General features: G+C 60.7%; 18 protein-coding genes. 8 read left to right on the forward strand and 10 right to left on the reverse strand.

The window, feature by feature from the left end; genetic code table 11:
• Positions 1-32: 32 nt before the first annotated feature.
• From ACP7BN_RS18980 to ACP7BN_RS19010, 7 genes are all read right to left on the reverse strand, one after another.
• Entirely contained in the window at positions 33-1,181 is a 1,149-nt protein-coding gene (locus ACP7BN_RS18980; RefSeq protein ID WP_426205631.1) for an iron-containing alcohol dehydrogenase, read from the reverse strand.
• Between the two features lie 304 nt (positions 1,182-1,485).
• Entirely contained in the window at positions 1,486-2,310 is an 825-nt protein-coding gene (locus ACP7BN_RS18985) for an ABC transporter permease (protein WP_008084123.1), read from the reverse strand.
• A gap of 12 nt (positions 2,311-2,322) precedes the next feature.
• Positions 2,323-3,570 (reverse strand): ABC transporter permease, encoded by a 1,248-nt coding sequence (locus ACP7BN_RS18990; RefSeq protein WP_420647194.1) that lies wholly within the window; start codon positions 3,568-3,570, stop codon positions 2,323-2,325.
• 179 nt (positions 3,571-3,749) lie between these two features.
• The gene (locus ACP7BN_RS18995; protein ID WP_038363355.1) at positions 3,750-4,793 is read right to left on the reverse strand and encodes an ABC transporter substrate-binding protein; all 1,044 of its coding nucleotides are present in this window, start codon (positions 4,791-4,793) and stop codon (positions 3,750-3,752) included.
• Between the two features lie 47 nt (positions 4,794-4,840).
• Complete coding sequence (locus ACP7BN_RS19000; RefSeq protein ID WP_420647196.1) at positions 4,841-5,965, reverse strand: ABC transporter ATP-binding protein; 1,125 nt, start codon at positions 5,963-5,965, stop codon at positions 4,841-4,843.
• A 348-nt stretch (positions 5,966-6,313) separates the two neighbouring features.
• On the reverse strand, positions 6,314-6,943 hold the full coding sequence (locus ACP7BN_RS19005; RefSeq protein WP_426205632.1) for a response regulator: 630 nt from the start codon (positions 6,941-6,943) through the stop codon (positions 6,314-6,316).
• On the reverse strand, positions 6,944-9,343 hold the full coding sequence (locus ACP7BN_RS19010; protein WP_426205633.1) for a PAS domain-containing sensor histidine kinase: 2,400 nt from the start codon (positions 9,341-9,343) through the stop codon (positions 6,944-6,946).
• A gap of 73 nt (positions 9,344-9,416) precedes the next feature.
• Here ACP7BN_RS19010 and ACP7BN_RS19015 point away from each other — a divergent pair, with 73 nt between their 5' ends.
• The gene (locus ACP7BN_RS19015) at positions 9,417-10,406 is read left to right on the forward strand and encodes an alpha/beta hydrolase family protein (RefSeq protein ID WP_426205634.1); all 990 of its coding nucleotides are present in this window, start codon (positions 9,417-9,419) and stop codon (positions 10,404-10,406) included.
• Positions 10,407-10,509: 103 nt separating this feature from the next.
• On the opposite strand, the gene ACP7BN_RS19020 is transcribed toward ACP7BN_RS19015, so the two are convergent.
• From ACP7BN_RS19020 to ACP7BN_RS19030, 3 genes are read right to left on the reverse strand one after another with little or no spacing between them, the layout of a single operon-like run.
• Complete coding sequence (locus ACP7BN_RS19020; RefSeq protein WP_426205635.1) at positions 10,510-11,277, reverse strand: DnaJ domain-containing protein; 768 nt, start codon at positions 11,275-11,277, stop codon at positions 10,510-10,512.
• Between the two features lies 1 nt (position 11,278).
• A complete protein-coding gene (murU, locus tag ACP7BN_RS19025; protein ID WP_426205636.1) occupies positions 11,279-11,950 on the reverse strand; it encodes an N-acetylmuramate alpha-1-phosphate uridylyltransferase MurU in 672 nt (223 codons plus the stop codon).
• Positions 11,947-12,966 (reverse strand): aminoglycoside phosphotransferase family protein, encoded by a 1,020-nt coding sequence (locus tag ACP7BN_RS19030; RefSeq protein ID WP_426205637.1) that lies wholly within the window; start codon positions 12,964-12,966, stop codon positions 11,947-11,949. Before ACP7BN_RS19030 ends, murU begins: the two co-directional genes overlap by 4 nt.
• Before the next feature lie 130 nt (positions 12,967-13,096).
• Here ACP7BN_RS19030 and ACP7BN_RS19035 point away from each other — a divergent pair, with 130 nt between their 5' ends.
• The 7 genes from ACP7BN_RS19035 (at position 13,097) to glpE (ending at position 20,730) form a co-directional block, all read left to right on the forward strand.
• On the forward strand, positions 13,097-15,895 hold the full coding sequence (locus ACP7BN_RS19035) for an LPS-assembly protein LptD (RefSeq protein ID WP_426205638.1): 2,799 nt from the start codon (positions 13,097-13,099) through the stop codon (positions 15,893-15,895).
• On the forward strand, positions 15,876-17,192 hold the full coding sequence (gene surA / locus ACP7BN_RS19040; RefSeq protein WP_426205639.1) for a peptidylprolyl isomerase SurA: 1,317 nt from the start codon (positions 15,876-15,878) through the stop codon (positions 17,190-17,192). Before ACP7BN_RS19035 ends, surA begins: the two co-directional genes overlap by 20 nt.
• On the forward strand, positions 17,189-18,178 hold the full coding sequence (pdxA, locus tag ACP7BN_RS19045) for a 4-hydroxythreonine-4-phosphate dehydrogenase PdxA (RefSeq protein WP_426205640.1): 990 nt from the start codon (positions 17,189-17,191) through the stop codon (positions 18,176-18,178). The genes surA and pdxA overlap by 4 nt, the downstream gene beginning before the upstream one ends.
• Positions 18,175-18,993, forward strand: coding sequence for a 16S rRNA (adenine(1518)-N(6)/adenine(1519)-N(6))-dimethyltransferase RsmA (gene rsmA / locus ACP7BN_RS19050; protein WP_420647205.1), 819 nt, complete (start codon positions 18,175-18,177; stop codon positions 18,991-18,993). The genes pdxA and rsmA overlap by 4 nt, the downstream gene beginning before the upstream one ends.
• A 112-nt stretch (positions 18,994-19,105) precedes the next feature.
• Complete coding sequence (gene apaG, locus ACP7BN_RS19055; protein WP_420647206.1) at positions 19,106-19,486, forward strand: Co2+/Mg2+ efflux protein ApaG; 381 nt, start codon at positions 19,106-19,108, stop codon at positions 19,484-19,486.
• Positions 19,486-20,367 carry a symmetrical bis(5'-nucleosyl)-tetraphosphatase gene (locus tag ACP7BN_RS19060; protein ID WP_426205641.1) on the forward strand — a complete coding sequence of 294 codons (882 nt, stop codon included), beginning with the start codon at positions 19,486-19,488 and terminating at the stop codon, positions 20,365-20,367. The genes apaG and ACP7BN_RS19060 overlap by 1 nt, the downstream gene beginning before the upstream one ends.
• A 33-nt stretch (positions 20,368-20,400) precedes the next feature.
• Complete coding sequence (glpE, locus tag ACP7BN_RS19065) at positions 20,401-20,730, forward strand: thiosulfate sulfurtransferase GlpE (protein WP_426205642.1); 330 nt, start codon at positions 20,401-20,403, stop codon at positions 20,728-20,730.
• The last annotated feature ends 26 nt before the right edge of the window (positions 20,731-20,756 follow it).

Below are 20,756 nucleotides of genomic sequence, written 5' to 3' on the forward strand. Positions count from 1 at the left end.
AAGTTTCCGCGCGCGCACCGTGACTGCGATGATCAGTAGGCGGCGCGGTAAATCTTCTCGATATCCGCGGCGCTGAGCTTGCGCGGGTTATTCCGCATCAAACGCTCGATGCCCGCGGCCTCCACGGCCATGGCCGGGATGGCATCTTCCGGCACGCCGAAACTACGCAGGCCCTGGGGGATTTCCACCGCCGCACACAGTTCGGTCATGGCCTGCACCGCACTGTCCGCCGCCTCGTTGAGACTCAGGTGAGCGGTCTTCACCCCCATGGCTTCGGCAATATCCTGCATGCGTTCGACGCTGGCCATCTTGTTCCAGGTCATGACGTACGGCAGCAGCAACGCATTGCTCACGCCGTGGGCAATGTTGAAACGCCCGCCGAGCGGATAGGCCAGCGCATGCACCGCACCGACCCCGGCATTACCGAACGCCATGCCGGCCATCAGGCTGGCGGTGGCCATGTCTTCGCGGGCTTGCAGGTTGGACGGATTGGCGTAGGCCTTGGGCAAGGATTTGGCGATCAACTTGATCGCGCCGATCGCCAGCGCATCGGTAATCGGCGAGGCATTCAGCGACAGATAGGATTCGATGGCATGCACCAGCGCATCGACACCACTGGCGGCAGTCACGCTGCGCGGACAGGTCAGGGTCATTTGCGGACTGACCAGCGCCACGTCCGGCAGCAGATAATCGCTGACGATGCCCTTCTTCAATTGCGCGACCTTGTCCGAGAGAATGGCCACGTTGGTGACTTCCGAACCGGTACCGGCGGTGGTCGGAATGGCGATCAGCGGCGGGCCTTTACGCGGCACTTGGTCAACGCCGAACAGATCTTCCAGCGCACCGTGATAACCGGCGTACGCCGCGACGCTTTTGGCGATGTCGATAGCGCTGCCACCGCCCAGCCCGATCAAACCGTCATGCCCGCCTTCGCGGTAGACGCGCATGCAGTCCTCGACAATGGCAATTTCCGGGTCTGGCAGCACGCGGTCGAAGATTTCGTAATTGCGCCCGCCGAGATGCGCCAGCGCCAGTTCGACCGTGCCGGATTTGACCAGCGCGGCGTCGGTGACGATCAGCGGGTTGTCGATGTCGAGGCGCGTGAGTTCGGCGGCGAGCTGCTCGATGGCGGCGGCACCGGTGATCAGCTTGTGGGCGATTTTGAACGAAGAAAGACTCATGGTGCGCAGCCTGTTATAGATGTGGGAGCTGGGCACAAGATTAGCTGGGGATTTGGGGTTGTCTGGTATTCAGACTGTGAATGGTGGGGTGAAGAGCAAGATCAAGAACCCCTCACCCTAGCCCTCTCCCGGAGGGAGAGGGGACTGACCGAGGTGTACTCTCGAGGTACATCGACCTGAATTACCGAGCCGAACTCAGGCTTTGAGAACCATGAAGATCTGCTCCCTTCCCCCCTCGCCCCCTTGGGGGCGGTCCGACGTTTCGGGAGGGTTGGGGTGAGGGGGTAAGCTCTTGATCTGGCCCTTAAACCTGAGCGGTGCGCAGTTTTTCGCTGCGGCCACGCAACCATTCCAGCGTCAGCAACAGAATTACCGAAAATGCGATAAGCAGGGTTGCCGCAGCGGCGATGGTCGGACTGAGGTTCTCGCGAATCCCGCTAAACATCTGCCGTGGCAAAGTCGCCTGTTCCGGCCCCGCCAGAAACAGCGTCACCACCACCTCATCAAACGAAGTCGCAAAGGCAAACAGCGCACCGGAAATAACCCCCGGCGCAATCAATGGCAAGGTCACCCGACGAAACGCGGTCAGCGGCGAAGCACCGAGACTGGCCGCCGCTCGCACCAGATTATGGTTGAAGCCCTGCAAGGTCGCCGACACAGTGATGATCACAAACGGCACGCCCAGCACCGCGTGCACCACGATCAGCGAGAAGAAGCTGTTGCCCAAGCCCAACGGTGCGAAGAACAGATAACTCGCCACACCAATGATCACCACCGGCACCACCATCGGCGAAATCACCAGCGCCATCACCAGCGCCTTGCCGGGAAAATCCCCTCGGGTCAGGCCGATCGCCGCCAGCGTGCCGAAGATCATCGCCAGCACGGTCGCGGCCGGGGCGACGATGATGCTGTTCTTCAGCGCACGCATCCATTCCGCCGAGGCGAAGAAGTCGTGATACCACTGCAGCGAGAAACCTTGCAGCGGGTACACCAGAAAACTGCCGGAGTTGAATGACAGCGGAATGATCACCAGCACCGGCAGGATCAGGAACAACAGGATCAGACCGCAAAGAATTCGCAGGCTGTAGAACCACACCCGTTCGATGGGCGACATGTAAGGACTCAGCATTTCAAATTCCCCTTAGCTCAGGCGCAGGCGACTGGCGCCCACCAGCCAGCTGTAGATCAGATAAAGCACCACGGTCGCCAGCAGCAACAACCCGCCAAGTGCGGTGGCCATGCCCCAGTTGATGCTGGTGTTGGTGTAGAAGGCGACGAAGTAGCTGACCATCTGATCATTCGGGCTGCCGAGCAGCGCCGGGGTGATGTAGTAGCCGATGGCGAGGATGAACACCAGCAGGCACCCGGCGCCGATACCGGCATAGGTCTGCGGGAAGTACACCCGCCAGAAACTGGCGAACGGGTGGCAACCAAGGGAAATCGCAGCGCGCATGTAAGTCGGCGAGATGCCTTTCATCACGCTGTAGATCGGCAGAATCATGAACGGCAGCAGGATGTGCACCATCGAGATGTAGACCCCGGTGCGGTTGAACACCAGCTCCAGCGGCTTATCGATGATGCCCATCGCCATCAGCCCGCTGTTGATCAATCCGCCCGATTGCAGCAGCACGATCCACGCCGCGACGCGCACCAGAATCGAGGTCCAGAACGGCAGCAACACCAGAATCATCAGCAGGTTGCTCTGGCGCGACGGCAGGTTCGCCAGCAAGTAGGCCAGCGGGTAGGCGAGGACCAGGCAGATCACGGTGATGACCAGGCCCATCCAGAACGTGCGGGCGAAGATGTCGAGATAGATCGCCTGATCCGGAGTGGCCGGGGCGATTTCGCCGAGGTCGTCGATGCGGTGATCGACCGAGGCCAGCAAGTAATACGGGGTGATGTTGCTGGTGTTGCGGCGCACCGCTTGCCAGTAGGCCGGATCGCCCCAGCGTTCATCGAGGGCTTCCAGTGCTTCTTTATAAGAGGCCGGCTCGCTGGCGAATGGCAGCGCCCGGGCAGTTTTGGTCAGCAGGCTGCGATAGCCGGCCAACTCCATGTTCAAGCGCTTGGACAGATCGCCCAGCGTCTGGTTTTTGCGTGCTTCGGCAAGGTCTTCGCTGGCCGCTTTGTAAACCGGTTCAGCGGGCAGACCGCGGCCGTCCCAACTGGCGATGGCCGCCACGGTGCGCGGCATGCCGCCGACCACTTCCGGGTTGCCCACGCTTTTGTAGAGCAGCGCCACGATCGGCACCAGAAACACCAGCAACAGAAACAGCACCAGCGGCGCGATCAGTGCCTGGGCCTTCCAGCGGTTGACCCGCTCGGCGCGCTTGAGCCGCTGCTTCAAAGTGGGGCTGTTGCCCGCGTTCAGGGGAACGGCGATGGCCATGACGTACTCCGCAAATCGATCTTTCTAATTCATACAACCTGTGGGAATTGGCTTGTGTGGCGAGGGAGCTTGCTCCCGCTTGAGTGCGCAGCACTCACAAGTATTTTGGGGCTGCTTCGCAACCCAGCGGGAGCAAGCTCCCTCGCCACAACAGCTCATTCCCGAAGTTGGGGTTTTGGTTACTTCGCAGCCCAGGAGTTGAAGCGCTGCTCCAGTTGCTCGCCGTTGTCCGCCCAGAAGCTGACGTCGATCTGCACCTGGTTGGCGATGTTTTCCGGGGTGGTCGGCATGTCTTTCAGGACATCCTTGGCCAGCAGCGGCACGGCTTGGGTGTTGGCCGGGCCGTAGGCGATGTTTTCCGAGTAGGTCTTCTGCTGCTGCGGCTGTACCGAGAACGCGATGAATTTCTTCGCCGCTTCCGCACGCTTGGCGTCCAGACCTTTCGGGATAGCCCATGCGTCGAAGTCGTAGATACCGCCGTTCCACACCACTTTCAGGTTGGATTCTTTCTGCACCGCAGCAATCCGGCCGTTGTAGGCCGAGCTCATCACCACGTCACCGGAAGCGAGGTACTGCGGCGGTTGCGCACCGGCCTCCCACCATTGAATGCTCGGTTTCAGCTCATCAAGTTTCTTGAACGCGCGATCCTGGCCGCCCTTGCTCGCCAGTTCCTTGTAGACGTCTTTCGGCGCAACACCGTCAGCCATCAAGGCGAATTCGAGAGTGTATTTGGCGCCTTTGCGCAGGCCACGCTTGCCCGGGAATTTCTTGGTGTCCCAGAAGTCTGCCCAGCTGGTTGGCGCGGTTTTCAGCTTGTCGGCGTTGTAGGCGAGCACGGTCGACCACACGAAGAAGCCCACGCCACACGGCTGGATTGCGCCCTTGACGTAATCTTCGGTCTTGCCGAACAGCGCAGGGTCGAGCTGCTCGAACATGTCTTCATCGCAACCACGGGACAGTTCCGGCGATTCAACTTCCACCAGGTCCCACGACACGCTTTTGGTATCGACCATGGCTTTGACCTTGGCCATCTCGCCGTTGTACTCGCCAGCAACAATTTTGCCGTTGCCCGCCGCTTCCCACGGTGCGTAGAAGGCTTTGACTTGCGCCGCCTTGTTCGCCCCGCCAAACGACACCACGGTCAGATCCGGGCCGGCGGCCATTGCGCTGGCCGCACCCATCAGGCCCAGGGTCAGGGCTGTGAACTTCAGGGATCTCAACATTTATTGTTCTCTCCACGTGCAGGGTTGGTGTTGGTATTGCGGGGCGATTAATGCGCCTCTAGAAGTGGGTCGAGCGCGCGAACGTGTTCGACCTGCCAGCCAAGCGGTACCACGTCGCCGACGGCGAGCGCGGGATCGAGCTCGGCAATCGGTTGTTTCACGAAGAAATCGGTCTTGCCGCAGACTTCCAGGCGCACCCGGACGTGGTCGCCCAGATAGATGAATTCGGCCACCCGCCCGGAGAAGCGGTTGACGCATTGATCGCTCGAACCGTTGAGGCTGACGCGCTCCGGACGGATCGACAGGGTCACCGGTTCGCCGGTCTGACCGACGTTGACCGCCAATGCCTCGACCTTTTCCCCACGCCCCAGCTCGACCACGCAGCGCTCACCGCTCTGACTGACCAGACGCCCGTTGAGTCGATTGTTCTCGCCGATGAAGTTGGCGACGAAAGTGTTTTTCGGTTCTTCGTAGAGGGTGCGCGGCGGAGCGATCTGCTGGATCTCGCCCTGATGGAACACCGCGACGCGGTCGGACATGGTCAGTGCTTCACCCTGATCGTGGGTTACGTAGACCACGGTCACGCCGAGGCGCTGGTGCAGGTGTTTGATTTCCATCTGCATGTGTTCACGCAGTTGTTTGTCGAGGGCGCCGAGCGGTTCGTCCATCAGCACCAGTTGCGGCTCGAACACCAAGGCCCGGGCCAGTGCCACACGCTGTTGCTGACCACCGGAGAGTTGCGCCGGATAGCGCTGGGCGAAGGCGTCGAGCTGCACCATGCTCAGGACTTTTTTTACCCGGTCGCTGACGTCGCTCTTGTTCAGGCCGCGCACGGTCAGCGGGAACGCCAGGTTTTCGGCGACGGTCATGTGCGGGAACAGCGCGTAGTTCTGGAACACCATGCCGATGTCGCGTTTGTGCGGCGGCACGTTGTTGATCGAACGCCCGGCCAGCAGAATTTCCCCGGCGGTCGGCGTTTCGAAACCGGCGAGCATCATCAGGCTGGTGGTCTTGCCCGAACCGGACGGCCCGAGCAGGGTGAGGAATTCGCCCTTGCGAATGTCCAGGTTGAGGTCTTTGACGATCAGGTTCTCGCCGTCGTAGCTCTTCTGCACTCCACGAAAGCTGACCAGCACATCACTGGCCCCTGCGTTTGAATCGACCTGGCTCATACCCACACCTTTGTTGTTGATGACTGCTTGTGTATCAAGCCTAGTGGCTGGCGGCAGTCACGCAAATCGGGGTGCAGGAGAGAATCGCCTCAGCGGGATGGAAGGTTGCGGGTAGGGATTGCCCTACAAGGATGGCGCGTTTGGGTAAGTCAGCGGCAAGCTTGAAGCTACAAGCCGCCAGCACAGGCAAAAGCCGCTGTCGCTAATGGACATGCCCACCCAAAGCTCCTGTAGGAGCTGTCGAGTGCAACGAGGCTGCGATCTTTTGATCTTGCTGCTAAAGATCAAAAGATCGTCCGATCGCGGCCCGAGCCTGCGGCAGCTCCTACAGGGGAATTGCGCGAGCAGTCAGAGGAGTTTGTGTTCCATCGCGTATTTGACCAGTTCGGCCAGCGAAGTGATGTTGAGCTTTTGCATCAGACGCGCCTTGTGCGTGCTGATGGTCTTGCTGCTCAGGGCCAGTTGCTGGGCGATGTCGTTGACGTTGGCGCCTTGGGCCAGACGTTCGAACACCGAAAACTCGCGCTCCGAGAGCAATGAATGCAGCGGCCGCGCATCAGTCAGGCCGACTTCGAAGACCATGCGATCGGCCAGATCCGGGTCGATATAGCGCCCGCCCGCCGCGACCTTGCGGATCGCCGTCAGCAGCAGCGCCGGATCGCTGTCCTTGGTCGCATACCCGGCGGCGCCGACCTTCAACGCTCGTGCGGCCATTTGCGCTTCGTCGTGCATCGACAGCACCAGAATTGCCGGTGGATTGTTCAGCGCACGAATTCGCGGGATCGCCTCGAGGCCGTTTACACCGGGCATCGAGATGTCCAGCAACACGACTTCGCACGGCAAATGGCGCAGGGTCTCGAGCAGTTGTTCGCCATTGCTCGCCTCCCCCACCACCAGCAGATCTTTGGCCAGGCCGATCAATTGCTTGATGCCTTCACGGACGATGGTGTGGTCTTCGGCTACCAGTACACGGATCACTTACTTCTCCTCATCCAGCGGCACTCGCACACTCAGGGTCGTGCCTTCACCCGGCTGACTGTCCAGCGCCAACTGCCCGCCCATGATCAACACGCGTTCGCGCATTCCGACCACCCCGAAGGAAGTCGGCCGACCGCCAGCGGCGACAAATCCTACGCCATCATCGCTGACCGTCAGACACAATTCGTCGCCTTCCAGCGCCAGCGTCAGTTCCACAGTATGCGCCTGAGCGTGGCGCATGACGTTGGTCAGCGCCTCCTGCAAGATCCGGAACAGCCCGATGGCCTTGGCGTCGCTGAGCGGCGGCAGGTTGTCCGGCACCTGCACCAGACACGGAATCTGCGTACGCGCTTCAAAACGCCGCGCCTGCCACTCAATTGCCGACGCAATCCCGGCATCGAGAATCGGCGGGCGCAACGCCGTCGCCACATCCCGCACCAGCTGAAACAACTGGGCGATCAGGCGCTTCATGCTGTTCAGTCGTTCATTCAGACCAGGGTCGAGTTGCGCGTAGGCCAGTTCGCACATGGATGTCTCGAGTTTCAGCACGGTGAGCATCTGCCCCAGTTCATCGTGGACTTCGCGGGCGATGCGCGCCTTTTCCTCTTCGCGCACGCTTTCAAGGTGCGCCGACAGTTCGCGCAGTTGCTCGCGCGATGCGGCCAGTTCCAGCTCGATGCGTTTACTCTCGCTGATGTCCCAGACGATGCCGTCCCAGACGTAAGCGCCGTCCTCCAGTTGCCGGGTGATCGCCTTGATTTCCGCCCAGCGCTGCTCGCCTTGGCGGGTGACAATCCGCCCCTGCCACGACCAGTCGCTGTCAGTGTCCAGCGCCTGATCCTGAGTCCGGTGATAACTAGCCTTGTCATCCGGGTGCACCAGACTGCGCAGGCCCATGTCGCGATGGGCGATGGCGGCGGGCGCATAGCCGACCAGACTTTCGCTGCCCTCGCTGATGTAGGCAAAGTCGATCTGCCCGGTGACCGGCGCTCGCTCCAGGCGGAACACCAGTCCCGGCACGTTGGCCGCGATCCCCTGCAAACGTGCTTCGCTTTCCTGCAACGCGGCCAACGCGCGACGGCGCTCGGTGACGTCAGTCAGGTAAACCACCAGATATTCGCTGTCGCGAAAACGCAGGAAGCTCAGCGACACATCGGCCGGCAACACGCTGCCATCGGCGCACACGCAGTTGGTTTCAAAGCTTAGCGGCCCTTCTTCGCTGGCGCGGGCGCGTTTCCACAGGTTGAGCCAGCGATCCATGTGCAGGCCGGGTTCGAAGTCGATCAGCGGCCGCTCGATCAGCGCGCCCTGCAGATAACCGAGCATGTTTTCCGCCGCGCGGTTGGCGTAGCGCACGTGGCTGTCCCAATTGACCCAGAGAATGCCGACGGTACTTTGGTCGATAGAAAACTGCGTCAGACGCAGCGCTTCCTCGCTTGCCGCACGCTGAGCAATGTCCTCGCGCGCCGCCAGCAGGCGTAGCTCAAGACTGTGTTGCTGACGCCTTTGCCACCACACAATCGCGGCGCAACTGAGTAACAGCACAGCGAACAACAGGCTGAGGTTCTGCCAGAAGCCCGGCGACTCGGTAAGACGCGGATATTTAGGCTGCAACCATTGTGTGTGCAAGCGTTCCAGATCCTTGGCCGGGATCGCGCGCAAGCCGCTTTCGACGATCCCCGCCAGTTTCGGCCAGTCACGTCGGGTGGCAACCCGCAGCAATTGCGGCAGGCCAATATCACCGACCACCACCAACCCGGCGAACTCCGGTTCCGCCGACAGTCGTCCAAGCTGCGCCTCATCGACCACCGCGTACGACGCTTGCTGACTCAACAACAGTTGTAAGGCTTGGCGCTCCAGCGGCACGCCTTGCAGATTCAGATGCGGATAATTGCCACGCAGATAATCGGCGGTGACGCTCGGCATGCGCACCGCAACCCGAGTCTGACTGTCGAGTTTTTCCAGCTCCACCGCGCCGCTGGCCTTCTGGTCGCTGACCACCAGTTGCGGCACGCGCATGTACGGGTCGGAGAATTGCCACAGGCGCAGCGCACCCGGCGTCTGAGTCAGACCCGGAGCGATGTCGACCTCGCCGTCACGCACTGCGGCTTCCAATTGCGCCAGGTCTGGAAAATTGCGCCAGCTCAGCTCGATGTTCAGCGCCTGGGCCAGCCACTTCATCAACTCGACATTGGCCCCGGACAGGCGCTGCAAGCGCCGGTCGTATTGCGCGTACGGCACTTGCAACACCAGCCCGACGCGCAATTCGCGGTGCTGCGCCAGCCACGCCTGCTGGCTCGCCGATAATTGCGCGCTGTGCATCGGTGGCGCAGGCGCCGCCCAGCCCATCAAGGGAATGCACAAACAGCCGATAACCCACAGGCAGCAAAAACGCATCATTGAAGTCTCATACACTGACAAATTCTGACCAACCCATTAGGCTGCCGGGATACTTTCTGGCCTGGAATAACCGATGCCCCCTGTCTCCCGCCTGGCAATGCCAGCATTGTGCCTGTCGCTGATCCTGCCTAGTGCGTTTTCCGTCGAAGCCGCCGATCCGGCGCCCGCCGCTGCAACGGAGAAATCCGCTGCAGAAAAACCGGTCGAACGCTCGCCATTGCTTGAGCGTAGTCAGGAAGAAGCCGCTGCACTCGAACGCACGGTTCCAGCCCAGGAACAGCAGCAGTTGCAGGCAGGCAGCGACACCTTCCTCGCCCTGTGGAAGCCGGCCAATGTCGCCGAACCCGAGGGCGCGGTGATCATCATCCCAGGCGCAGGCGAAACCGCTGACTGGCCGCAAGCCATCGGTCCGCTGCGGCAAAAACTGCCGGATGCCAAGTGGAGCAGCCTGAGTATCACCCTGCCCGATCAGCAAAGCGAAGCCATCGCACCGCGCGTAGTTGAAACCCCGGTCGCGCCGAAAGCCGCCGACCCCGGCAGCAAGGACTCGACCACCGCCCAGCCGATCGAGCAAGCCGCGGGCGGTGAAGCCGATGTCGCTGACAAGGTGGTTGCCGAAACGGCTGAAGAGCAGTCCAAGGCTGACGCCGAACGAATTTTCGCGCGCATCGACGCTGCGATTGCCTACGCTGAATCGCAAAGTGCCCGCAGCATCGTCGTACTCGGTCACGGCACCGGCGCCTATTGGGCGGCGCGTTATCTGAGTGAGCGGCAGACATCGCAAGTGGCAAAATTTCTGATGGTGGCAGCGCAGGTGCCGCCGAAGGCCAAGCCGGAACTGGTGGAACTGACGCCGACCCTGAAACTGCCGACCGCCGACCTCTTCTACATGGACAAGCCGCTGGATCGCAACGCCGCGCTGGAGCGGATGCAGGCGAGCAAGCGTCTGAAGACTCCGGCATTCAGTCAGGTGGCGCTCAAGGCATTGCCGGACAACAAGGCTGAGCAGGAACAGTTGTTTCGTCGCGTGCGCGGTTTCCTGAATCCGCAAACCCCGGACTGATTGCAGCAAAAGCAAAAGATCGCAGCCTTCGGCAGCTCCTACACGGGTTTGATGTGAACCCTGTAGGAGCTGCCGAAGGCTGCGATCTCTTGATCTTCAGCCGTTAGCGAAAGTCTCTGCGCTCTCGAATCAATGTATACGCGCTATGTAACTCACGGGTTTTGTCGGTCGCGTCACGCACCTGCGCCTGACTCGCCCCCGTCCCGGCAATCTTGTCCGGATGATGCCGACTGAGCAGGCGCCGATAAGCGCGCTTGATCTGCGCCGGCTCGCTGCTCGCAGAAACGCCCAGCAGACTCATCGCCTCCTGATAGCTCAACGCAGCACTCACCACTGGACGCTTGTTCGGTTCGTAATCAGCCGCCAAGGCCTGGATTTGCTGGCTGGTCCAGCCCAGCCATTTGCCCCACTGCGCCAACAACTCACGTTCACTGGCACCGGCCCGGCCATCGGCCCAGACCATGCGCAAGCAGGCACGCAACACACCTTCGGCGGCGTGCGGCTGACCACTCAAGCGCCGCAGATAACCGCGCAAATTGTCACTGCCGGACTTGCCGCGATTGAACGCAGCAATCGCCCGGCGCTGTGCCGGCTCACTCATCTCCAACGCGCGCATCTCCTGACGCGCCTGCTGGATATGCCCGTCCGTGACGCGCCCGTCGCGTTTGGCCAGCCGCCCGAGCAACACGAACAGCAGTTCGTCGTTGCGCAGCATCGGCTTGCCGCCGAGTTTTTCCCGCAAATGCCCCCAGCTCTGCAGTTGCAGGCGCCGATCCAGCGCTTGCCCCAACAAAGCCCCAAGCATGGCCCCCGGAATGCTTGCAATCGCAAAACCCGCTCCGGCTCCAATCAGAGTCCCTGGCCACAACATATCAGCGACTCGCTTCTATCAAGGTTTCGGCTTCGGCCAGACGCTCGTGAGTGCCGACATCAACCCAGTGGCCTTTCAGACGCTCGCCTGTCACCTGCCCTTCGCCCATGGCTTTACGCAATAACGGCGCGAGTTTGAATGCGCCGTCCGTGCAGCCATCGAACAACTGCGGATGCAGCACTGCGATGCCGCTGTAGGTCAGGGTCGCAGCACCGGGCTGAGCATCCTGCACCTCACCATCGACCAGCATGAAATCGCCAGTCGGGTGATGCGCCGGGTTATCCGCCAGCACCAGATGCGCCAGGCCGTTGCTCGGCTGATGCAAGACGCTGAAGTCGTAATCGGTCCAGATATCACCGTTGACCACCAGAAACGCGTCATCACCGAGCAGCGGCAAGGCGCGGAAAATCCCGCCGCCGGTTTCCAGAGGTTCGCCTTCCGGCGAGTACTGGATGCTGACGCCGAACTGCGAGCCGTCGCCCAGGTAATCCTCGATCTGCTGACCGAGCCAGGCGTGGTTGATCACGATTTCGTTGAAGCCTGCCGCCGCGAGGGCGCGCAGGTGATATTCGATCAGGGGAACCCCGCCAGCGCGCACCAGCGGTTTGGGGGTGGTCAGGGTCAGCGGGCGCATGCGCTCGCCTTTGCCTGCCGCCAGTATCATCGCTTTCATGCAGTCACTCCGCCGCGCAGGCTGCTCAACAGCGCTTGCAGATCCGCCAGCTCAGGACGCCGCGCGATCACCGCTTCTATATAGGCAAAGAAACGCGGCACATCCGCCAGATAACGCGGCTTGCCATCGCGGTGGCAGATGCGCGCGAAAATGCCGATGACTTTCAGATGACGCTGCACACCCATCAGATCGCTGGCGCGCAGGAAGTCTTCGAAGTCCGGCTGCACCGGAATGTTCAACGCTGCTGCTTGCTGCCAATAAATTTCCAGCCAGCCGCGCACACGTTCTTCAGGCCAGCTGAGAAAGGCATCCTTGAACAGGCAGGTCACGTCGTAGGTCACCGGGCCGTAGACCGCATCCTGGAAATCCAGTACGCCGGGATTCGGTTCGCTGAGCATCAGGTTGCGTGGCATATAGTCGCGGTGCACCAGCACTTTCGGCTGAGCCAGAGCGCTGTCGATCAGCAGATCGCTGACCTGCTGCCACAGTTGCTGCTGAGCCGCATCGAACTCGATACCCAATTCATGCTTCACATACCACTCAGGGAACAATTCCAGCTCGCGGCGCAGCAATGCCACGTCATAGCTCGGCAATGGCGCGACCATTGGCAACTGCTGGAAAGCCAGCAATGCTTGCAGTGCGTCGTCGAACAGATCGTCGGCATTTTCGCCATTGATCACATCCAGATAGGTCTGGTTGCCGAGGTCATTGAGCAAAAGAAATCCGCGATCGAGGTCTTCCGCGTAAATTTTTGGAACATTTATTCCGGATTTCGCCAGCAAAAACGCGATATCCACGAACGGTTTGCAGTTTTCCTGGGGTGGAGGTGCGTCCATCACGACAAAACTGCGACCCGCGCCTTCCCAACGGAAGTAACGGCGAAAACTCGCGTCGCTGCTGGCCGCGGTCAACGTGGCCGGGGGTACGGCGCCCCAGCCTTGCGCGGCAAAAAGGCTTGCCAGTTGTTCATCGAGCCAAACTTTCAGGTGTTGCAAGCGTACATCTTGGTCAGGCATTGCAAGGGTCTCCGACGGCGCTAGCCGTCAAGCGGGTCATGCTTTATTATCCAGCATCTTTTTCAGACCATCGAGAGGCGTGCGGCCCACACCGCGGGCAGATGGCACGCAGGAAGCCCGGACTAATAAGATGGCATTGAAATCCCCCGCGTTTCGTAAAAAATTTCCGTTGTTGGTAACCGGCAGTCTGCTGGCTATGCAACCTCTGGCCAGTTCCTTCGTTGTCGCCGCCGAGCAGTATGACTGTTCCGTTTCGGCTACGGGTGCCTGGGACTGTGCGCCCAAGACGCCGGCGGCTGCTTTGCCTCCGCGTCCGGTACATGACGGCAGCGCCGTCAGTGCCGCTGGCGAAGCCAGTTCCGAGGAAGGCACCAGCCAGGACAGCGGTCCGAAAACCGCACTGGTTACCGAGTCCAAGGGCCGCGGCCTGAAGTCCCGTAGCGAAGACTACAGTCACCTCGACTGGGTTCCGCGCGAGAAGCTCACCGCCGCCCAATTGGCCGAGACCGGTCCTTACTGCTCTGGTTCCTATATCGAACCGATTCGTCCTGGCATGAATGACAAGACGAATAAAAGTGACGCCCCGACCTTCATCGGTGCCAAGGCGTCGCGTTATCAGCAGGATTCCCAGGTCGCCAGCCTTGCCGGTGACGTGGTCATGCGTCAGGGCAGCATGCAGGTCGAGGCCGACGAGGCCAACCTGTATCAAGCCGAAAACCGTGGCGAACTGGCCGGCAACGTGCGCATCCGCGACAACGGCGCGCTGATCGTTGGCGACGCCGCTCAGGTGCAACTCGATACCGGTGAAGCCAAGGTCGACAACGCGGAATACGTGATGCACAAATCGCGCATTCGCGGTAACGCGCTGTACGCCAAGCGTGCCGAAAACGCGATCATCCGCTTGAAGGACGGCACGTACACCACGTGCGAACCGAACAGCAACGCCTGGCAGCTCAAGGGCAACAACATCACCTTGAACCCGGCCACCGGTTTCGGTACCGCGACCAACGTGACGCTGCGGGTCAAGGACATTCCGATCCTGTACACGCCGTACATCTATTTCCCGATCGATGACCGTCGCCAGTCCGGTTTCCTGCCGCCGACCATCGGCACCGGCAGCGATACCGGCTTCACGCTGGTTACTCCGTATTACTTCAACCTGGCGCCGAACTATGACGCCACGTTGTACCCGCGCTACATGAGCAAGCGCGGCATGCTGGTGGAAGGTGAGTTCCGTTATCTGACCCAGTCGAGCGAAGGCCAGTTTGGCGCCGCGTATCTGAACGACGACAACACCGATCGCAGCAAACAGACCGATTACGAAAAAACCCGCTACATGTACAACTGGCAGCACAAGGGCGGTCTCGACTCCCGCGTGCTGACTCAGGTCGATTACACCAAGATCAGCGATCCGTATTACTTCCAGGATCTGCAGACTGATCAGATCGGTATAAAAAGCGACGACTATGTGAACCAGCAGGGTTCGGTCACCTACCGTGGCGACAGCTATACAGCACGTCTGAACGCTCAGGCGTATCAGTTGGCGACCGTGTCGAACATCACTCCGTATGACCGTCTGCCGCAGATCACCTTCAATGGTCAGCTGCCGTATCACCCGGAAGGTCTGAATTTCGATTACGAGACCGAGGTCGTGCGGTTTGATCGAGACCTCAAGGATGGCGATTTCGTACTGGAAGATGGCGTGACCGTTCAGCCTAGGCTGGACCGCAATGTCCTCGGACTGGATCGCGCCAACGGCACCCGCTTGAACCTGAAGCCGGGCGTCAGTCTGCCAATGAACTGGAATTATGGCTTCCTCAAGCCATCGCTCAAGTATCAGTACACCCAGTACGAGCTGGATCTGGATGGTAGAGGCAAAGCCGATTTGGCGACCAATCGCAATGGCGCCTCAGCACTTGGCGAGTCGTTCAGCAGCTCGCAGAACCGCGGCGTACCGATCGCCAGCATCGACAGCGGCCTGTATTTCGACCGCAATACTTCGTTCTTCGGCAAGAACTACCGTCAAACTCTGGAGCCACGCCTGTTCTACCTTTATGTGCCTGAGGAAGACCAGAAAGACATTCCAGTATTCGACACCAGCGAATACACCTTCAACTACGCATCGTTGTTCCGTGACAATCGCTTCTCCGGTTCCGACCGCGTGGGCGACGAGAACAAGCTGTCGCTGGGCGTAACCAGCCGCTGGATCGAAGACAGCGGTTTCGAACGTCAACGCATCAGCGTCGGCCAGGCGGTGTACTTCAAGGATCGCGAGGTTCAACTTCCGGGCATTGACGCGAAGATCCGTGACGATGCGCGCTCCAATGTTTCGCCGTACGCGCTTGAGTACGAATACCGCTGGAACCGCGATTGGCGCACCACTGCCGACTACAACTGGGATCCGGACAGCCGCAGCCCACGTTCGGGCAGTGCGATGTTCCATTACCAGCCTGAAGACAACCCGAACAAGGTTATCAACGCCGGTTACCGTTATCGCAATGACCAGGTCCGCTACGACCAAAGCACCGGCAAGTGGACCGTCGGCGGCGACTACGGTACTGCGGGACAACCTGGTTACATCAAGGATTACTACAAAATCCAGCAGCACGACTTCTCGGTCATCTGGCCGATCGTGCCGCAATGGAACGCTATCAGCCGCTGGCAGTATGACTACAACCGTAACCGCACGCTGGAAGCCTTCGGTGGTTTCGAATACGACAACTGCTGCTGGAAACTGCGCCTGATCAACCGTTACTGGGTCAGCTATGACGAGAACAGTCAGAACGCCCCGGAAAACGAAAAAGGCGACCACGGCATCTTCCTCCAAATTGTTCTGAAGGGACTCGGCGGCCTGACTGGCGCCAAGGTAGAGAGCTTCCTCGACAAAGGCATCCAAGGTTATCGTCAACGTGAAGACCAAGCTTTCTGATTGTCTGCGCCCGCTGATGCTGGGCGCGCTGTTCCTGGGTACCGCGGCCAACGCCGCGGTACAGTCCCTCGATAAAGTGGTGGCCATCGTCGATAACGACGTGGTCATGCAGAGCCAGCTGGATCAACGCGTCCACGAAGTGCAGCAAACCATCGCCAAGCGTGGCGGTGGCGCGCCTCCTCCGGGCGTGCTGGATCAGCAGGTGCTCGAACGCCTGATCGTCGAAAACCTGCAACTGCAGATCGGCGAACGCTCCGGCATTCGCATCACTGATGAAGAACTGAACCAGGCTGTCGGCACCATTGCGCAGCGCAACAACATGTCCGTGGACCAATTCCGCGCTGCTCTGGCTCGCGACGGTCTGTCTTATGACGACGCCCGTGAGCAGATCCGCCGCGAAATGGTCATCAGCCGTGTGCGTCAGCGCCGTGTTGCCGAACGTATTCAGGTTTCGGAGCAGGAAGTGAAAAACTTCCTCGCCTCCGACCTGGGCAAAGCGCAATTGTCCGAAGAACTGCACCTGGCCAACATCCTGATCCCGACCCCGGAAAGCGCCAACTCCGAAGCAATTCAGAGCGCCGCGCGCAAGGCCATGGACGTCTATCAACAACTCAAGCAAGGCGCTGACTTCGGCCAATTGGCCGTTGCCAACTCTGCCAGCGACAACGCACTGGAAGGCGGCGAAATGGGCTGGCGTAAAGCAGCTCAGTTGCCACCGCCGTTCGACCGTGAGCTGAGCAGCATGGCCGTTGGCGACTTCACTCAACCAGCACGTACTCCGGGCGGCTTCATCATCCTGAAGCTGTTGGGCAAACGTGGTGGCGAGGCCCAGGTACGTGACGAAGTGCATGTACGGCACATCCTGGTCAAACCGAGCCCTATTCGTGACGAAGCGAAAACCAAGGCTTTGGTCGAGTCGCTGTACTCGCGTATCGAAGCAGGCGAAGACTTCGCCACGCTGGCCAAGAGCTACTCGGAAGATCCGGGTTCTGCCCTCAATGGCGGCGACCTGAACTGGATCGACCCTAACGCACTGGTTCCGGAATTCCGCGAAGTGATGGCCAAGACCCCACAAGGTCAGTTGTCCAGGCCGTTCCAGACTCAATATGGCTGGCACGTTCTGGAAGTCCTTGGCCGTCGCGCCACTGACGGCACCGAACAGGCCCGTGAGCAGCAAGCAATGACCGTCCTGCGTAACCGCAAATACGACGAAGAGCTGCAAACCTGGCTGCGTCAGATCCGTGACGAAGCGTACGTAGAGATCAAACTCCCTGGTGCAGACCAGGCAGCGCAGTGAAACCCAAACGTTTCGCGCTGACACCCGGCGAACCGGCCGGCATAGGTCCAGACCTGTGCCTGCTGCTCGCCTCGCAAACCCAGCCACATCCCCTGATTGCCATCACCAGCCGCGACCTGCTCATAGAGCGGGCCGCGCAGTTGGGGCTGGCTGTCAATCTGTTGCCCGTATCGCCCGGTCACTGGCCGGACGCGCCGGCGCCGGCCAACAGCCTGTATGTCTGGGACACTCCGCTCAGCGCCCCGGTGGTTGCCGGGCAACTGGACAAGGCCAACGCCGCATTCGTCCTTGAGACCCTGACCCGCGCCGGTAATGGCTGTCTGAACGGCGACTTCGCCGGGATGATCACCGCTCCGGTACACAAAGGCGTGATCAACGAATCGGGCATTGCCTTCTCCGGGCATACGGAATTTCTGGCCGACCTGACGCACACCGCGCAAGTGGTGATGATGCTCGCCACCCGCGGTTTGCGCGTGGCACTGGTCACCACCCACCTGCCCTTGCGCGAGATTGCCGATGCGATCACATCTGAGCGGCTGGAGCGGGTCACGCGGATTCTGCACAGCGACCTGCAACAAAAATTCGGCATCGCCCAACCGCGCATCCTGGTCTGCGGGCTCAACCCGCACGCCGGTGAAGGCGGACATCTGGGCCATGAAGAAATCGACATCATCGAACCTACATTAGAGCGCCTGCGCGGCGAGGGCATGGACCTTCGTGGCCCGCTGCCTGCCGACACTCTGTTTACCCCAAAATATCTGGAGCACTGCGACGCGGTGCTGGCGATGTACCACGACCAGGGCCTGCCCGTGCTGAAGTACAAAGGCTTCGGCGCGGCGGTCAACGTGACCCTCGGCTTGCCGATCATCCGCACCTCGGTCGACCACGGCACTGCCCTGGATCTGGCCGGCAGCGGCAAGATCGACACCGGCAGCCTGCAAGTCGCCCTGGAAACCGCCTACCAGATGGCCGAGACCCATGTATGACTGAGCATTACCAACACAAGGCGCGTAAACGCTTTGGCCAGAACTTCCTGCACGATGCCGGCGTTATCGACCGCATCCTGCGCTCCATCCACGCCAAACCCGAAGATCGCCTGCTGGAAATCGGTCCGGGCCAGGGCGCGCTGACCCAAGGGCTGCTCAAGAGTGGCGGGCAACTTGATGTGGTGGAGCTGGACAAGGACCTGATCCCGATCCTCAACCAGCAGTTCGCCGGCATGAGCAACTTCAATCTGCATCAGGGTGATGCGCTGAAGTTCGACTTCAATAGCCTCAACGCCGCGCCGAACAGCCTGCGCGTGGTTGGCAACCTGCCGTACAACATCTCCACGCCGCTGATCTTTCACCTGCTGAACAACGCAGGGATCATCCGCGACATGCACTTCATGCTGCAAAAAGAAGTGGTTGAGCGTCTGGCTGCCGGCCCAGGTGGCGGTGACTGGGGTCGCCTGTCGATCATGGTTCAGTACCACTGCCGCGTTGAGCATCTGTTCAACGTCGGCCCGGGCGCGTTCAATCCGCCGCCGAAGGTCGACTCGGCCATCGTGCGTCTGGTGCCACACGCTGTGCTGCCGCACCCGGCCAAGGATCACAAACTGCTGGAGCGCGTCGTGCGCGAAGCCTTCAACCAGCGCCGCAAAACCCTGCGCAATACGCTCAAGCAATTGATGAGCAACGACGAGATCGAAGCCGCCGGCGTCGATGGCAGCCTGCGTCCCGAGCAGCTCGATCTCGCCGCTTTTGTGCGCTTGGCCGACAAGCTCGCCGAGCAGCCAGCGCCACAGCCTGCAGCCGACTGACAGGCAATGATCGCTATCGGGCAGCCAGCCAGTCTGGTTTACTGCCCGATACTTGCCTAGACTGAATCCCGATCAGCTACGCCTCCGCGCTCCGCTTCTAAGGCCTTTTTGCATGTCCGATCCTCGTTATCAGGTCGACGTCAGTGTCGTTACGCACTATCTGGCAGACCAATCACAACCCGAGCAAGACCGCTTTGCCTTCGCCTACACCATCACCGTGCATAACAATGGCGAGCAGCCTGCCCGGCTGATTTCCCGGCACTGGGTGATCACTGATGGCGACGGGCATGTCGAGGAGGTTCGTGGTGCTGGCGTCGTCGGTCAGCAGCCGTTGATCGACGCCGGTCAGAGCCACACCTACAGCAGTGGCACAGTGATGACCACCAAGGTCGGCACCATGCAGGGCACCTACGAAATGGTCGCCACTGATGGCAAACACTTCGACGCGGTCATCAAACCCTTCCGCCTCGCCGTTCCCGGATCCCTGCACTGATGACGACTTATGCCGTCGGCGACCTGCAAGGCTGTCTTGAGCCACTCAAGTGCCTGCTCAAGCAAGTCGCCTTCGACCCGGCTCACGATCGGCTGTGGCTGGTGGGTGATCTGGTCAACCGTGGCCCGCAATCGCTGGAGACCCTGCGCTTCCTGTATGGGATGCGCGAGTCGCTGGTCTGCGTGCTGGGCAACCATGATCTGCACCTGCTCGCGGCCGCGAGGAACATCGAGCGCATGAAAAAAAGCGACACCCTGCGCGAGATCGTCGAAGCCCCTGACTGCGCCGAATTGATGGAGTGGCTGCGCCAGCAAAAGCTCATGCACTACGACGAACGCCGCGAAGTGGCGATGACGCATGCGGGCATTCCGCCGCAATGGTCATTGCGCCGGGCCTTGAAGTGCGCCGGCGAAGTTGAAGCGGCATTGCGCGACGACAACCTGTTCCCGGCGTTTCTCGATGGCATGTACGGCAACGAACCGGCGAAATGGGATAACGATCTGAAAGGTGTGACCCGCTTGCGGGTGATCACCAACTATTTCACGCGCATGCGCTTCTGTACCGCCGAGGGCAAGCTCGACCTCAAAAGCAAGGAAGGTCTCGACAGCGCCCCGCCCGGCTACAAGCCGTGGTTCCAGCACAAGGAACGCAAGACCCGTGGTCTGCGGATAATCTTCGGCCACTGGGCCGCGCTGGAAGGCAATGTGCATGAGCCGGGCATCTCGGCCCTCGACACCGGATGTGTGTGGGGCGGCAGCCTGACCCTGATGAACGTCGACAGCGGCGAGCGCCTGTCGTGCAAGTGCGACGAACACGGCGGCCTGCTGCCCGCAGTCGCGCCACTTATCACCGAATCTTCGCCAGCCAGCGCCCCGCGCTAGACTGCGTTTTCAGCCGAGCCACAGGAACCCGCCATGAGCGAATTCAAACGTATTCCCCCAGAACAGGCCCAGACTCTGCGCGAGCAAGGCGCCGTGGTGGTCGACGTCCGCGATCCCGCTACTTTTGCTGCGCTGCACATCAGCGGCTCGAAGCATCTGGACAATCATTCCCTGCACGCCTTCATCCAGGCTGCCGACCTCGACGCACCGACCGTGGTCGTCTGCTACCACGGTAATTCGAGCCAGGGCGCCGCCGCTTACCTGATCAGCCAAGGCTTCTCTGACGTCTACAGCATGGACGGCGGTTTTGAACTGTGGCGTACGACTTATCCGGCGGAAACGGCGCAAGGCACGTCCGAATAATTTTTTTGTCACGCCCAAGCCCCGGC

It is taken from the genome of Pseudomonas sp. TWP3-1, from assembly GCF_049896625.1.
Taxonomy (GTDB): Bacteria; Pseudomonadota; Gammaproteobacteria; order Pseudomonadales; family Pseudomonadaceae; genus Aquipseudomonas.

Excerpts from the sequence above, each read along its gene's own strand:
- ACP7BN_RS19000 (WP_420647196.1), bottom strand. The coding sequence starts at position 5,965 with ATGAGCCAGGTCGATTCAAACGCAGGGGCCAGTGATGTGCTGGTCAGC.
- ACP7BN_RS18985 (WP_008084123.1), bottom strand. The coding sequence starts at position 2,310 with ATGCTGAGTCCTTACATGTCGCCCATCGAACGGGTGTGGTTCTACAGC.
- ACP7BN_RS18980 (WP_426205631.1), bottom strand. The coding sequence starts at position 1,181 with ATGAGTCTTTCTTCGTTCAAAATCGCCCACAAGCTGATCACCGGTGCC.
- ACP7BN_RS19060 (WP_426205641.1), top strand. The coding sequence starts at position 19,486 with ATGACGACTTATGCCGTCGGCGACCTGCAAGGCTGTCTTGAGCCACTC.
- ACP7BN_RS19015 (WP_426205634.1), top strand. The coding sequence starts at position 9,417 with ATGCCCCCTGTCTCCCGCCTGGCAATGCCAGCATTGTGCCTGTCGCTG.
- ACP7BN_RS19035 (WP_426205638.1), top strand. The coding sequence starts at position 13,097 with ATGGCATTGAAATCCCCCGCGTTTCGTAAAAAATTTCCGTTGTTGGTA.
- murU (WP_426205636.1), bottom strand. The coding sequence starts at position 11,950 with ATGAAAGCGATGATACTGGCGGCAGGCAAAGGCGAGCGCATGCGCCCG.
- apaG (WP_420647206.1), top strand. The coding sequence starts at position 19,106 with ATGTCCGATCCTCGTTATCAGGTCGACGTCAGTGTCGTTACGCACTAT.
- glpE (WP_426205642.1), top strand. The coding sequence starts at position 20,401 with ATGAGCGAATTCAAACGTATTCCCCCAGAACAGGCCCAGACTCTGCGC.
- ACP7BN_RS19010 (WP_426205633.1), bottom strand. The coding sequence starts at position 9,343 with ATGATGCGTTTTTGCTGCCTGTGGGTTATCGGCTGTTTGTGCATTCCC.
- ACP7BN_RS19030 (WP_426205637.1), bottom strand. The coding sequence starts at position 12,966 with ATGCCTGACCAAGATGTACGCTTGCAACACCTGAAAGTTTGGCTCGAT.
- ACP7BN_RS19020 (WP_426205635.1), bottom strand. The coding sequence starts at position 11,277 with ATGTTGTGGCCAGGGACTCTGATTGGAGCCGGAGCGGGTTTTGCGATT.
- rsmA (WP_420647205.1), top strand. The coding sequence starts at position 18,175 with ATGACTGAGCATTACCAACACAAGGCGCGTAAACGCTTTGGCCAGAAC.
- ACP7BN_RS18995 (WP_038363355.1), bottom strand. The coding sequence starts at position 4,793 with ATGTTGAGATCCCTGAAGTTCACAGCCCTGACCCTGGGCCTGATGGGT.
- ACP7BN_RS18990 (WP_420647194.1), bottom strand. The coding sequence starts at position 3,570 with ATGGCCATCGCCGTTCCCCTGAACGCGGGCAACAGCCCCACTTTGAAG.